Origin of the sequence: Clostridium oceanicum (genome assembly GCF_039521385.1) — a bacterium.
In the GTDB taxonomy this organism is placed as follows: domain Bacteria; phylum Bacillota; class Clostridia; order Clostridiales; family Clostridiaceae; genus Clostridium_F; species Clostridium_F oceanicum.
The window spans coordinates 132193-145559 of the sequence record NZ_BAAACG010000010.1 but is presented as its reverse complement, the minus strand read 5'-3'; the positions used below and the strand labels follow the sequence as shown (position 1 = coordinate 145559).

14 protein-coding genes are annotated in these 13367 nt (G+C 25.6%); all 14 read left to right on the top strand.

Annotated elements, in window-relative coordinates:
• Nucleotides 1–241: 241 nt before the first annotated feature.
• The 14 genes from ABDZ71_RS11145 to ABDZ71_RS11080 all read left to right on the top strand — a co-directional run bounded on the left by ABDZ71_RS11145 (nt 242) and on the right by ABDZ71_RS11080 (nt 13361).
• On the top strand, nt 242–514 hold the full coding sequence (locus ABDZ71_RS11145) for a hypothetical protein (protein ID WP_343761658.1): 273 nt from the start codon (nt 242–244) through the stop codon (nt 512–514).
• A 299-nt stretch (nt 515–813) separates the two neighbouring features.
• Nucleotides 814–1608, top strand: a complete 795-nt coding sequence (locus ABDZ71_RS11140; RefSeq protein WP_343761657.1) for a nucleotidyltransferase domain-containing protein — start codon at nt 814–816, stop codon at nt 1606–1608.
• A 245-nt stretch (nt 1609–1853) separates the two neighbouring features.
• Nucleotides 1854–2141: a 50S ribosomal protein L7/L12 gene (locus ABDZ71_RS11135; protein WP_343761656.1), complete on the top strand. Its 288-nt coding sequence runs from the start codon at nt 1854–1856 to the stop codon at nt 2139–2141.
• 377 nt (nt 2142–2518) lie between these two features.
• Nucleotides 2519–3121, top strand: coding sequence for a hypothetical protein (locus ABDZ71_RS11130; RefSeq protein WP_343761655.1), 603 nt, complete (start codon nt 2519–2521; stop codon nt 3119–3121).
• 558 nt (nt 3122–3679) lie between these two features.
• Entirely contained in the window at nt 3680–4387 is a 708-nt protein-coding gene (locus ABDZ71_RS11125) for a hypothetical protein (protein ID WP_343761654.1), read from the top strand.
• A 633-nt stretch (nt 4388–5020) separates the two neighbouring features.
• Entirely contained in the window at nt 5021–5389 is a 369-nt protein-coding gene (locus ABDZ71_RS11120; protein ID WP_343762426.1) for an AbiH family protein, read from the top strand.
• Between the two features lie 341 nt (nt 5390–5730).
• Entirely contained in the window at nt 5731–6027 is a 297-nt protein-coding gene (locus tag ABDZ71_RS11115) for a hypothetical protein (protein ID WP_343761653.1), read from the top strand.
• Nucleotides 6011–7096 (top strand): SEC-C domain-containing protein, encoded by a 1086-nt coding sequence (locus tag ABDZ71_RS11110; RefSeq protein ID WP_343761652.1) that lies wholly within the window; start codon nt 6011–6013, stop codon nt 7094–7096. Before ABDZ71_RS11115 ends, ABDZ71_RS11110 begins: the two co-directional genes overlap by 17 nt.
• Before the next feature lie 213 nt (nt 7097–7309).
• Nucleotides 7310–8185, top strand: a complete 876-nt coding sequence (locus tag ABDZ71_RS11105; protein ID WP_343761651.1) for a hypothetical protein — start codon at nt 7310–7312, stop codon at nt 8183–8185.
• 294 nt (nt 8186–8479) lie between these two features.
• A complete protein-coding gene (locus tag ABDZ71_RS11100; protein WP_343761650.1) occupies nt 8480–9391 on the top strand; it encodes a hypothetical protein in 912 nt (303 codons plus the stop codon).
• Nucleotides 9392–9859: 468 nt separating this feature from the next.
• Entirely contained in the window at nt 9860–10135 is a 276-nt protein-coding gene (locus ABDZ71_RS11095) for a hypothetical protein (protein WP_343761649.1), read from the top strand.
• A 176-nt stretch (nt 10136–10311) separates the two neighbouring features.
• The gene (locus tag ABDZ71_RS11090) at nt 10312–11886 is read left to right on the top strand and encodes a P-loop NTPase family protein (protein ID WP_343761648.1); all 1575 of its coding nucleotides are present in this window, start codon (nt 10312–10314) and stop codon (nt 11884–11886) included.
• 195 nt (nt 11887–12081) lie between these two features.
• Entirely contained in the window at nt 12082–12366 is a 285-nt protein-coding gene (locus tag ABDZ71_RS11085; protein WP_343761646.1) for a hypothetical protein, read from the top strand.
• A 176-nt stretch (nt 12367–12542) separates the two neighbouring features.
• Nucleotides 12543–13361, top strand: coding sequence for an alpha/beta fold hydrolase (locus tag ABDZ71_RS11080; protein WP_343761645.1), 819 nt, complete (start codon nt 12543–12545; stop codon nt 13359–13361).
• Nucleotides 13362–13367 lie beyond the last annotated feature (6 nt).

Sequence of the window (13367 nt, the reverse complement as noted above, 5' to 3'; positions counted from 1 at the left end):
TCTAAAGGTTTGATTAAGACTTTATTAATTTTATATGTTTATAATAATAATATAAAGTAAATTAATATCTATTTAATTTATCCAAGAATTTGTATATATACTTTTAAAACTAAGTTTTATCAATATATATAGATGTAATTAAATCATTTAAATGACTATAGTATATTTAAAATGATTCATAGAATGAGAATGTAAATACCACTAATGATAAGTTTAAAGTATAGAGAGGAATAATTATAAAATGTTTGTAGAGTTTTTTTTAGATATACTAGTAAGTTTTGTTTTAAATATTGATTTATGCATTGAATATATAGGAAAAGAAAGCATACCAAAAGCTATTAAAGTAGTTATTATAGCTCTAGTAAATTTGTTTTATATAGGTGTAATGTGTAGCTTTTTATATTTTGCATTAAATACTACGAATGATATAAAAAAAGTGATATTATTTATTGGTTCCCTATTAGCATTATTTATTGTTACACGTTTTTGGAGAAAAACAGGTATATTAAAATAAGTCATATTAATGAGATACAAAAAAGACTAAAACAATTATTATTACTTGAAAAAGATTCAAACAATATAATAGAGAATAATATAAAGAACTGAAGCACTAGCAGTTAGAAAGATTCTAACTGCTAGTGCTTTTTTATTTTGATGCAATTTTCATTATAGTTTAATACATAGTCCTATAAAAGTGAGAATTGCTTTAATTAATAGGTTCCAATTACCCATTGAGTTATATTTTAAGATGTGGTATATTATAGTAATATTTACTTTTAAAATATGGTTTGTTGGAAAAAGGAGATGCTTTATATGATACCAAAAAATCATAAAAGTTTTATAGATAACACAATAAAAGTATTAAAAAATGATATGAGGATTGTAGGAGTTGCAACAGGAGGGTCATATATTACAAATGAAATGGATGAATACTCAGATATTGACCTTGTTATCGGAATAGATGATAAATTTTATGAAGAAGTAATGAATGAAAGACAGGAAATTGCAGAAAAGTTAGGTACATTGTTGTCAGCTTTTATTGGTTATCATGTTGGTGAGCCAAGACTATTAATATGTTTATATGGTCCAGAATTGTTACATGTTGATTTGAAGTTTGTATCCTTAAAGGATATAGCACAAAGAGTTGAAGATCCATGTATCTTATGGGAAAGAAACAATTGTATATCAGAGGCTATAAAATCAGATAGTGCAAAATTTCCAGCTCCAAGTTTACAATGGATGGAAGATAGATTTTGGGTATGGATTCATTACGGAGCAACTAAAATCGGTCGAGGTGAAATCTTTGAAGCTATAGATTGTATATCATCATTAAGACAAATGGTAATAGGTCCATTGATATTGATGAAAAATGGTAAATTACCAAAGGGCGTAAGAAAAATAGAATTCTATGCTCCAAATACTGTAGATTTATTAAAAGAAACTATAGCATCATATGATGCTGAAAGCTGCATAAAATCATTGAATGTAATAATACAAATGTATTTAGAATTAAGAGAACACTTTATAACTGAAGATTTTGTTAAACGAGTAGAAGCAGAAAAACCGGTTATAGATTACCTAAATGAAATAAGTAATAAGAATAATTAGTTATTTATAGGGGGAAGGACTATCTAGCATCAAACTCTACAAACGTTAAATTGCTACATAAATCTATATCTAATTCAAAGTTAAGTATATTAGAAGGTGCAGGGCATATGTTTTTTAATAGAGAAATATGGGGTGACTTGTTTAACATTATTTTAAATTTTATAAAGTAGCTAGAATTATATGCTATAATTATTAATATTTAGATTATAAATGGGAAACTATCATGACTTGAAAGGGGTAAAATTATGAATTATAAAGTTATTTTAGGTCTTGCAGTGGTAGGATTTTTAATGATTATAGTAGCTAGTATTAAACAGATGCAAAGTGATATTGCACGTATAAATGCAAATTTAAATAAAATTGCTAAACAAGTTGGAGTTGAAGATACAATAACCGATCAATTAAAAGGCCTTCTTTTAGAAGGAAAAAGGATTGAAGCAGTTAAAAAATATAGAATAGCTACTGGAGCAGGCTTAGTTGAAGCCAAAGAATATATTGATTCATTAAAAGAACAGGAAATAAAAAATATATAGTGGCTTTTAGAAATTTGGTAGATTTATTGATTAATCTATATATGAATTATAATACTACTTTAGAGTTTTATTCAAGAGGCTTTAAAGTAGTTTTTTTATATATTCATACAAAATAGATATTTTAATGTTAATTAATTAAGCTGTTTACTTTGGAAGTATGGTATCACATGATGTGAGGACTTTTTTTATTTTTTAAATTACAATAATCGTATTCAAAATAATTGTATAAATTGTAAAATATTACGTTGTAGTAGTAATTTATGATATAATAATTACATATTTGAGAGACTTAATGATGTAAATAAAGTGAAATTTTGGTTATTGTGTTATATAAAATGCAAAATTGAATACTATAAGGTGAATATGGGGGGAAGTAAATGGAAGTAGCATTATCAATTGATTTATTAAAAGAGAATGTACGTAAGAAATATGACTATGACGAAAGACGTATAGTGGGAATTATATTGGCAAGATATGGTACTAGGATGGCTAAGAATTTAGTATCAGATTGTTATCAATATTGGAATTTAAATACTGGTAAATATCTAGATATTTTTTGGGCAGGATATGGAGCGTATTTGTGCCCAGATGAACAAAGTTCAACAAAGACAATTCTTGATTTTAAGGGAAATAAAAACAGAGTTTATTTTGATTTAGAAGCTTTTGTTAGTATAAAAAATGAGTTTAAGCAATTACATGATAAAATATATAAAGATAAAGATCATATAGAATTAATTTTTGCAAATTATTATGATGGTCAAATACATTTTGAGGAATCATTTAAAATTGATTTAGAAAAAAAATTTGATAAAAATTATTCTAAAATTAGAGAACTAATAGAATTAATAACAGGTGAATGTAAATCAAAATATAATATTAAGTCACTGAAAAGAAAATTGAAAACAAAAAAAATTCTTGATAGTGTGAAAGAAATTAAATTCACCGATATAGCTAATTTAAAAGCTTTTCTGAAGATATAATTTAGCGTTCAGATTATCAGTATTTAATCATCCTTTTGATTTAAGTTTTTGTATTGATGTTGAAGAAAAAGGTAAGGAAATTCGGATATATACAATGGAATTTTCCAAACACAAATATAAAATGGAACTTATACCATATAGCTAAGTCTATTTATAGATAAATAATAAAAGAAACAATGTATTATTGGAAATTAAATATTATGGTGTTTTTTACCTTGTAATATAAAAGAATAGTGTACTAAGAAAATATAATAAAATCGTAAAATATTACAATATGATACTAAAGGTGCTAGTATAGGTTAGTACTTTAGTTTTATGTATTTTTCAGTATTCTATTTTTATTTATTAAATTATAGATATTAATAAAAACTAAATAGTCTTTTTCTTCAGAAGTATTGTTGTAGGTATTAAATGGTGTACTTGTTCAAGTATTGCTAGTTATATAATTATACATGTTATCTACTAATAGATTTAATAGTTATATATAAGTATTAAATCTATGGATGTTTGAAAAACAAGATGAATAAACAATAATAGAATTTATACTGGAGGGGACTAATGAATAGAATTAGTGACAATAATATAGATTGTAAATCATATTTTGATTATATAGTTAATAATGAAAGGTTAATACATTTCGAAAGTTTATTAATTGCTAAAATTGATGTTATAAAGTCAGACTTTGATAGGAAAATTTGTACATTTTCTTTATCAACAATGGTTACCTTTTTATTAACTGTGTTTGGGTTTTCATCGGATACAATAGCTATGAAACTTATAAAAACTGCAGAGATTTTTAAGAATATAAACGAAGGTGTTGTTAATTGTATTTATTTAATATTTCCAATATTGTTATTAGTAGAAACAATAAAGTTAAAGAGAATTAGGAAGAGTTTAGATTTAGAGTTTTTAAAGGATCCATACACTCAAGATAAGTTATTTCATAGGTTTATACTTGATAAATATTATAAAGAAATACTAGTTGATGTTAATAATGTCATTAAATCACTAAAGTGTTACTATGAAAATGATATGCACACGTCCATTAAATTCTTAAAGTGTGATTTTAAAATATATGTTCGCCAATATTTAGAAGAAAATTTTAAAGGTAAGATAGATTTTGATGTGAGTAGATATCTATGTGAAGTTATTATTCTTAGAAAGCTTATAGAAAATGAAATATATAGATTACAAGATAGCAATGAATACTTTGAAATTATTATTTCTAAAAATAGTGATATATTATTTAAATTAACAGGAACTTAAATATAGGCCTGTTGCGTTATTGGTATATATCTTTACTTAAATTGAGGAGATTTATTATGCATGTTATATGAAAACCTTGCAATATAATAACAGAGTATTTGGGAGAATCTAACTCCATGAATAGTAGAGGACACGCCTTTCAGTGTTTATAAAATAATATTATAAAAAATTATTGCAAAACAGGATAGCTCAGAAAAATATTGACGAGTCTATTTCATTTTTTAGACTTGTTTTGTTTGTTATTTTACTATGTTAAGGTTAATTATTTAAGATGTTAAAAAATGTCTTACATAATTAAATGTATCTTAGATGTATTTTTGAAACCATATAGTGATAAATAAGATCAGGTATATTATGGTATGATTACTATGTTATGTTTTTATAATGTAACATTATGTATATAATGTTACATTATAAAAATTAAAAGTGATTCTAGCTTATTAAAAAAAGAGTGATGTTACAGTATGTATTTAAATATTATTGAGAATGGTTTTGATTTGTTTATGGATTACCTAGTAGTTATTATTATTTTGGATGTTATTTAATAGACAATAATCCAGAATTTTATGAAGAAATAGGTAAAATATATGATTTGAAATATAGAAATATATATCAAGCATATCCTGATATTGAATTTTATTATATACTAGAAGATATTTCGAAAAGCATCTTGGTGATGCAAACGAAGATTTTATTTTAGATACACATGAAGATGATTTAAGACTAGAGAACCCGGAGCCTATTGATATTGAAATGAATGAAGATTTCGCTGCTAATAATCTGGTAGAACATTTAATTAGGTGGGTTAAAAATACTTTGGATAAAAAAGTAAATTATCATATAATAAATTCATTTATGAATAAAGGAACAAGTAAAATTGATTTTGGACAAGAGGACTATTTTCTTGTGTTTAACTACACTCATACGCTTCAAAAAATTTACAATATTTCAGAGCATAGGATTCATTATCTACATGGGGAGTGTATGGAAGATGATGATTAAGAATTGATTATTGGACATGGAAATGATGATAGAATTGAGAAAATAAAGGAAATAATTAAATCATATGAGGAAAAATATGATTTTACCAAAAGTAGTAGGAATAGAATAAATGAATATGAATGCTTATTGAGGTATTTAAAATGGTTACGAAAAGATGTTGATATTTGTAAGAGTGAGTGTAAGTGGTCCTACTATCAAGTTAAAACTAAGCTAGTGGGTTATTAACTTTTGTTAGCACATGAATCTATCTTTCTAAGATTGAGTAACGTTGTGAACACGAGAATATTATAACTATTAATAATTTGGTAACTAACTATACTAATGATTTAGGTGGTGTTTATATGATTTATGCCAAGGATATTACTGATCTTAATCATGTAAAAGGCATTTTAGATAATATCAGAAACAATGTTGTTTCCTGTAAAAATATGTATAAAAAGATACCAGAAGAAATAGTAGAAAACATTACTTTTCAATTATGTGAAATTGAAGAATTTATTATTGGTCCTCAAAAATGTACAGCAACGAATATTGATAAATCTCGTTTACGTATGATGGTATATTGGGAATATGTAGAGGGCAATTGTAGTTTCTTGGAGATGGTTAGGGAGATTAAAAAGTATGAAGGAGATATTTGAAAAAATTACTGATCGTTGTTTATGTGGAAGTGGGAAAAAGTATGTAAATTGTTGTAAAGGAAAAATAAATCCAAATGAAAATCAAGTTATTCATAAGAAATTTATGCTATATCTAGATGATTTACGAAGAAAATATCGAAAGATATGTTTACACCCAAAGAGTGATGAATGTTCTTATATAAAAAGTCATGCGCATTCTATTTCACAAAAAGCTGTCTTAAATTTAATTGCAGAACGTGGAGAAGTGCTTATGCCAGTTGTTTACGGGGTAACAAATGAATTTAGAATGAAATCTATGGGAGTTGAATCTAAGGCAACTAAGTTTTATTGTTTTTGTTCAAAACATGATGGAATGTTTTATGATATTGATAAAAGAGATGTATATCTTGACGAATATACTTTTTTTCTATATGCATATAGAAATTTTGCAGCAACATACTATAAAGTTGTTCGTGAGTTAGATTGTTTTACTAAGTTAAAGAAAAAATATGATATTAATTTCAATCCATATGCAGTTTTTATGAATGGGGAGATGAAAAAGTCAATACCTGCATTAGAAGGGATTAAAAAGAAATTTGACGATTCTATATTAACCAATAAATATGATTGCCTTGAAAGTATATATTTAACATTAGATTATAGAGTTTATTTTGCAGCTTCAACGTGTTTTGATTTGATGTTTGATATATTGGGAAATAGAATAGAACATGCCAAATATGATTTACCTATGGTTTATATTTCTATAATTCCGCAAGAACAACGGACTCAAATTATTTTTTCATGGTTTAAGGAAGATAACTCACTATATGGATTTCTCAAAGAACAGTTAAAAATTGTACCAACCAGATATGTACTTAAATATCTGAATAATTTGCTTACTCTTAATTGTGAAAATATGACTGTAGCACCTATTCTTTGGCGACATTGGAGTGCAGATGCTCAAAATGAGTTCTTAAAATTGGGAAGTAGACATTTGATAAACGAAAATATTAAAAACCATTCATATTCATATTTTGAAACAAGGAATTTCAATTTATTTGAACGTATTTATAAATTTAACATAGAATAAATTTCCTAGTATTTATATAATTGGACAAGTTATGTCTATACCTATTAGGGGAACACTAGAAATTTAGATTAGGGGTATATAGGGGGGGAATGAAATAGTTTATTAAATTTTTCGTAATGCCTGTATATTTACTCAAATTCTATAAATAGTTTGTTAGATAGGGGTATGGCATTAAGAAGTTAAATAAAATTTATAATGAAAAAGGAGATAATTATGAGTGGTAATAGAAGTAATTCTCTTAATGAAGCTATAAAAGCTTTAGGTAATGTAATAAAGGATTTGTTTAGAAAGATGCCAATTTTGTTTTTTGGTTTTATTGCTGGAGTATATTGGATAATTAATATGTATTTTAATACAGTTGAATATAAACAATTCATATTGTGTTTATTAATACTTATAGTTTCTATTGCAATTTATGTAAAAAATAAAAGTATATCTGAAACGATGTTGACTTTTATGTTAGGTATATTAACTGTATTTAGTGTTGATTGGGAACAAGCTAACTTTAAGTTATTTATAGTATTTTACTTAGTCTTTACTTTAATGATTTTTATAATTGGGAGTATTAGTTTAAGTATTAAACAAGAGAGTATATTGGTTCAAGCTGCAAACTATTTATCTATTAGGCATAATTATGATGAAATATATAAAGAGGTTAAGAATATAGCTAATAAATCAACACTAGGTAATCAATTAGGTCCTATTGAAAAAGCTGAAGCAATTAGAGCATTTGCTTTTAGAAAAATAAATATCAATGATATGGAAGAAGGGGTAAAATCAGTAGAAATCATAAAAACAGTATGCCAAATTGATTTATATAAAGCATGTGAATTATTTTATTCTTTATACATATTTAGTCGGAATTATAGATTATGTGATAATCATTCCAGAGATACGATTAATCTTTTTGATAAGATTCTTACAATACCTGTATCTCCAGAACAATTTTTTGAAATATTTAGAAAAACTAAGAAAAAGATAAGAGTAGGACAATTGACTTTTGATGAATATGTAGAGAAGATAGATGAATTAGCTAATGATGGTATGGATTCATTTGAAATTATAGAAGAACTAATTAAAGTTTATTGAAATATTAAATTAAGTTCAGTTATTAATTTTTAATGCTTAGTTTTACAGTTATGTAAATCAAAGCTGTGTATTATAAGGAAATAAAGAGGTTAATAAGTATTTACGTGAAATTAGTATATTTACAAAACAGGATGTAGTTATTGTATAAAAGTTAAATTTTATTTTTGCACAATGTTGATGCTGGTGGACAGTGGGGACTTGAGCTGGGAGTCTGTTTACCACGATACAGGTGTTATTTTCACCTGAAAGCATACTTAATAGCGTAAAGATGATAAGATTAGGAGGATTACAATTATGGATAATAAGCAAAGGTATACAGTAACAATATGTGCAGTGATTTTTAATGTAGATAAAACTTTACTTAATGTTAATCTCGACAATGGGTTTGAATTTAGGCTAATGTCATTAATTCCCTCAAAAAATCAATTGGATGAAATTTTTGAAACCGATGTAATGGCATTACGTCAAGATTATGAAACTGCAAAAATAAACGAAAATCTTAATGTAATATGTGTCTTTAAATCAGATACAATTTCTTTGAATGAAACAGAAGCTGAAGAGTATACTGCAAAAATGAGTGATGAGGTGCTTAAATACCTTGATGATAAAATAAGAGCTATTCGTCTGTTTGTTGAAAGTCCTATTTGTTTTACAAATCTATCTATAAAAATGAAGGGTGAAACTGAATTTAAAAACATTATTCCAATTAATGAAGCTATGGTAACAAATCCAATATCTGGTTTTCATTGTAATGATGAGGAAATCGACAAACTAAATAAAAATATTTCTTCTATGAAGTTTCCGTTATCAGATGATTTATTGAATAATTGTCATAGATATTATGATTTATCTTATCATCAAGAGAATTTTATTTCGATTACTTTGTTAATTACATGTCTTGAGATTTTATTTCTAGGTAGGGAAAAGGCAAAAAAAGAAAAATTGGCAAAACGATGTTCTGTATTTTTATATGAAAGTAAAAAAGAACGATTAATTTGTTATAAGAACTTACTTGACCAATATAAGAAAAGGTCTGAATTCGTACATGATGGAGATTGTTCAAAAATTATAAATCAAGATATACTGTTTTTGAGAGATTGTGTAAGAAAATCAATTATTAAATATTTACGTAGTAAATTTGGAAAGAAAGAAATCATTAAAAATCTGAAAGATAGTATACAAAAATTAGATTATTGGACTAGTTAGTTTGATAACTTGAAAATACTAAGCTTCTTATTATCCATATTGTATGAAAAACTTGATATACAATAACAGAGTATTTTTAATTACCCAAACCGTGAGTAGAGGTGAACATGCTGTGTAGTGCGTATAATATTGGTTTTAAATAAATACTGAATATTCTATTATAATGTTAAAAATCAGCATGAAAATATTTGGAAAAGCTTGTTAAATCAATACCTAAGTGCTATTATTGATTTAAAGTAATGGTATTTAACTATGGTTGAATATGAACATGTGATGTATTTAAATAAAACTAAAAATTATCATTGTTTTTGGTTTTCCAGTTTAATATAACATCTATTTAAGCAGTGAGTCTAAATCTTAAGCAGAGAACCCAAATTTATAATTTGGCGTGGATCGCTTATTCAGATGAAAAAATGAATCTGAGATACCTTTAATCATCCTGAAGAAAAATTAAAGGAGTTGATGGAGATGGATAAAGATATAAAAAGAGCAGAAAAAAGGCTTGAATATCTAAGCAGCGATAAAGAAACAATAGAAATTTATAAAGCTAGAGAGAAATCACTACATGAAAGAGCTAATATGATAAATGGAGCAAGAAAAGAAGGGGAAAAAATAGGAATACAAAAAAGAGATATTGAACTAATTAGAAATTCTTTAGAGAATGGATTAACATTAGATTTAATTTCAAGTATAACAGGAAAAAGTATTGAAGAAATAAAAGAAATTAAAAAGCAACTTAACTAAGTATTTAAATAGGCATATGAATTATAAAGAAAAATTAATTACCTATCTTAAGAATTAAATTTTTAAGATAGGTTTATTTTTATAGAATAATATAAAGACAAATAGATATTTCCCAACTTTCTGTTTTAATACTCTGTTCTATGGTAATATAATAGTGTGAGGAGAGTGAAAGTTATATGAAAAAATTTAATGTAACTGGAACCTGTATACCAGAAAAACATTATATGGTAGATGTATCTGATAAATTAAATAGCATATTAAAACTTGTAGATAATGAAGAATATTTTATTATAAATAGACCAAGACAATATGGAAAAACAACTACATTGTATTTATTAACAGAAAAATTGAGTAGTATGAAGGAATATTTGCCTATAAAAATAAGCTTTGAAGGAATTGGAGATTTAGTCTTTGAGAAAGAACAAGAATTTTCTAAGGCGTTTTTACAGATATTGGCTGATTATTTTTTAATAAATGATGAAAAAATATCCGAATATTTAGAAGAACAAAAGGATCATGTTGAAAACTTTATTGATTTATCAAGAGTGATAACTAAATTTATAATGAAGATTAAAAGAAAAATAGTATTGATGATAGATGAAGTGGATAAAAGTAGTAACAATCAATTATTTTTAAGTTTTTTAGGTATGCTTAGAAATAAATATTTATTAAGAAATGAAGGAAGAGATTATACATTTTATAGTGTGATTTTAGCAGGAGTACACGATGTAAAAACTTTAAAACTTAAGATTAGAGACAATGAAGAACATAAATATAATAGCCCTTGGAATATAGCTTCAGATTTTGATGTGGACATGAGTTTTTCTATAGATGAGATAAAAACTATGTTAAATGATTATACTGAAAATAAAAAAGTAGATTTAGATAAAGAGTATTTTGCAGAGAAGCTTTATTTTTATACATCAGGATACCCTTTTTTAGTAAGTAAACTTTGTAAAATAATAGATGAAAAAATAATGCCTAAAGACAATTTGAAATGGGAAAAGGCTTATTTAGAAATAGCAGTGAAGGAGATTTTAAAAGAGAGTAATACTAATTTTGATAGTTTAATTGGGAATATAGAAAATAATAAAGAACTTCAAGAATTAGTAAGAAAAATAGTATTAGATGGTTATGAGATTACTTATAATCAAGATAATCCTTTAATAACTATGGGAATAATATATGGAATATTTAAAAATTCAAATGATAAAGTTAAAATTAATAATAGATTATATGAACAAAGAATATATAATTACATGACTTCTCTTATAGAAACTAATCTAAAATTAGAATTTCATAATAAAAAAGAAATGTATTTAAATTTAGATGGAAGTTTAAATATCAAAAAAATATTAATAAAATTTCAAGAATTTATGAAACATGAGTATTCAAGAAGAAGAGATCCTTTTTTAGAGGAAGATGGAAGATTAGTTTTTCTAGCATTTTTAGCTCCTATTATAAATGGTACTGGATTTGCATTTAAAGAAGTAAAAGGTGGAGAAGAAAAGAGATTTGATATAGTAATAACGTATAATAAGAAAATGTATATTCTAGAACTTAAAATATGGAGAGGACAAGAATATCATAAAAAAGGGTTGATACAATTAGGAAAATATTTAGATCAGTATGGATTAAAGGAAGGATATCTTTTAATATTTGATTTAAGGAAATCCAAGAATTTCACAGAAAATAAAGAAGAAAATTCTATAGATTTAGCAGATAAGAAGATAGTGGAAGTTTATTGTTAAAATAGATTAATTCATATCATTAGAATTTAAACAATAAATTAAATCCTAACAAGAGGCTTAAGAAGATAAGTAGTAATATACATATTTTCTTAAGTTTATTTTAATATGAATTTATAGTAATTTTGTGGTATAATTAGAAAAACTTAATAAGACAAGTATATCTATACAGTGAAATACAGAAGAGGAGGAGAGATTATGGACTTAACTTTAGCATATAAATCTATTTTAATTTTAGCTTCAGTTTTAGTATATGCATTTGTATATAGAAAGTTGGATAGCAAATTAATAGGAACTAACAATCAATCAGTAAAAAGTTTAATCTTTTGCTTAATATGTGCTGTTCCTTTTAGTATATTTATGAAAAATGTGTTTGTAAGTTCAGGGTTTAATGTTAATCCTACATTTATTATTCTTATATGTGTAGCTATAACTAGTTCATTAAGACGTTCAACTATAGAATTTTCAAAAGGGAAATGTTAGATTGCTATGAGAACTTTATAATCTATATAAGAAATTTTATTACATAGGTGAGCGTAATGTAGGGCGATGATTAAGTTTTGTCTTATAAAGAAACCTCATCCCCCTGCATTAATCTTTATAGGTAGTATTACTAATAATTAAAGGAAAGATAGCACCACGTAAAGGGAGGAAAAAGTATGGAATGTACTATAAAAGATATCTCTATAAACTATGAAATAATAGGTGATGGGAAGCCGATTGTTATGTTGCATGGCTATTTTGTAGATCATAGATTAATGAGTGCTTCCATGGAACCTATTTTTAAGAATGAAGATAATTATAAAAGAATATATATAGATTTGCCAGGAATGGGCAGGTCACAAGCTAAATCATGGATTACAAATGCTGATATTATGCTTGATATACTCATTGAATTTATAGATGAGGTTATTCCAAATGAAAATTTCTTGCTTGCAGGAGAATCATACGGTGGTTACTTATCAAGAGGATTAATTTATAAAATGCCTAATAGAATAGATGGCGCTTTGTTAATTTGTCCCGTCATAATAGCAGAAGGCAAGGACAGAAATGTTTCTAATCATGTTGTTTTAGTAGAAGATAAGGATTTATTATCTAAATTAACTTCAAAAGATGCTGAAGATTTTGCCTCTATGGCTGTAGTTCAAAATGAAAAAATATATAAAAGATACAAAGAAGAAATAATTTCAGGAGTCAAATTAGCAGATAGTAAGTTCTTGAAGAATTTTCAAAAGCATGGTTATGAGTTTTCATTCAATGAAGCTATGGTAAATGAAGAATTTAATAAACCTACTCTTATGTTACTAGGACGCCAAGATTCCTGTGTAGGTTATAAAGATGCTTGGAATGTTCTAGAAAAGTACCCAAGAGCCACTTTTGCAATACTAGACATGGCAGGCCACAATTTGCAGATAGAACAGGAAGATTTGTTTAATTCATTAGTTAGCGAATGGCTTGAAAGAGTTAACAAATCATAAAAAGGT

Coding starts and splice junctions, on each gene's coding strand:
- ABDZ71_RS11135 (WP_343761656.1), top strand. CDS start 1,854: ATGAATTATAAAGTTATTTTAGGTCTTGCAGTGGTAGGATTTTTAATG.
- ABDZ71_RS11110 (WP_343761652.1), top strand. CDS start 6,011: ATGAAGGAGATATTTGAAAAAATTACTGATCGTTGTTTATGTGGAAGT.
- ABDZ71_RS11080 (WP_343761645.1), top strand. CDS start 12,543: ATGGAATGTACTATAAAAGATATCTCTATAAACTATGAAATAATAGGT.
- ABDZ71_RS11145 (WP_343761658.1), top strand. CDS start 242: ATGTTTGTAGAGTTTTTTTTAGATATACTAGTAAGTTTTGTTTTAAAT.
- ABDZ71_RS11140 (WP_343761657.1), top strand. CDS start 814: ATGATACCAAAAAATCATAAAAGTTTTATAGATAACACAATAAAAGTA.
- ABDZ71_RS11090 (WP_343761648.1), top strand. CDS start 10,312: ATGAAAAAATTTAATGTAACTGGAACCTGTATACCAGAAAAACATTAT.
- ABDZ71_RS11095 (WP_343761649.1), top strand. CDS start 9,860: ATGGATAAAGATATAAAAAGAGCAGAAAAAAGGCTTGAATATCTAAGC.
- ABDZ71_RS11130 (WP_343761655.1), top strand. CDS start 2,519: ATGGAAGTAGCATTATCAATTGATTTATTAAAAGAGAATGTACGTAAG.
- ABDZ71_RS11125 (WP_343761654.1), top strand. CDS start 3,680: ATGAATAGAATTAGTGACAATAATATAGATTGTAAATCATATTTTGAT.
- ABDZ71_RS11100 (WP_343761650.1), top strand. CDS start 8,480: ATGGATAATAAGCAAAGGTATACAGTAACAATATGTGCAGTGATTTTT.
- ABDZ71_RS11115 (WP_343761653.1), top strand. CDS start 5,731: ATGATTTATGCCAAGGATATTACTGATCTTAATCATGTAAAAGGCATT.
- ABDZ71_RS11105 (WP_343761651.1), top strand. CDS start 7,310: ATGAGTGGTAATAGAAGTAATTCTCTTAATGAAGCTATAAAAGCTTTA.
- ABDZ71_RS11085 (WP_343761646.1), top strand. CDS start 12,082: ATGGACTTAACTTTAGCATATAAATCTATTTTAATTTTAGCTTCAGTT.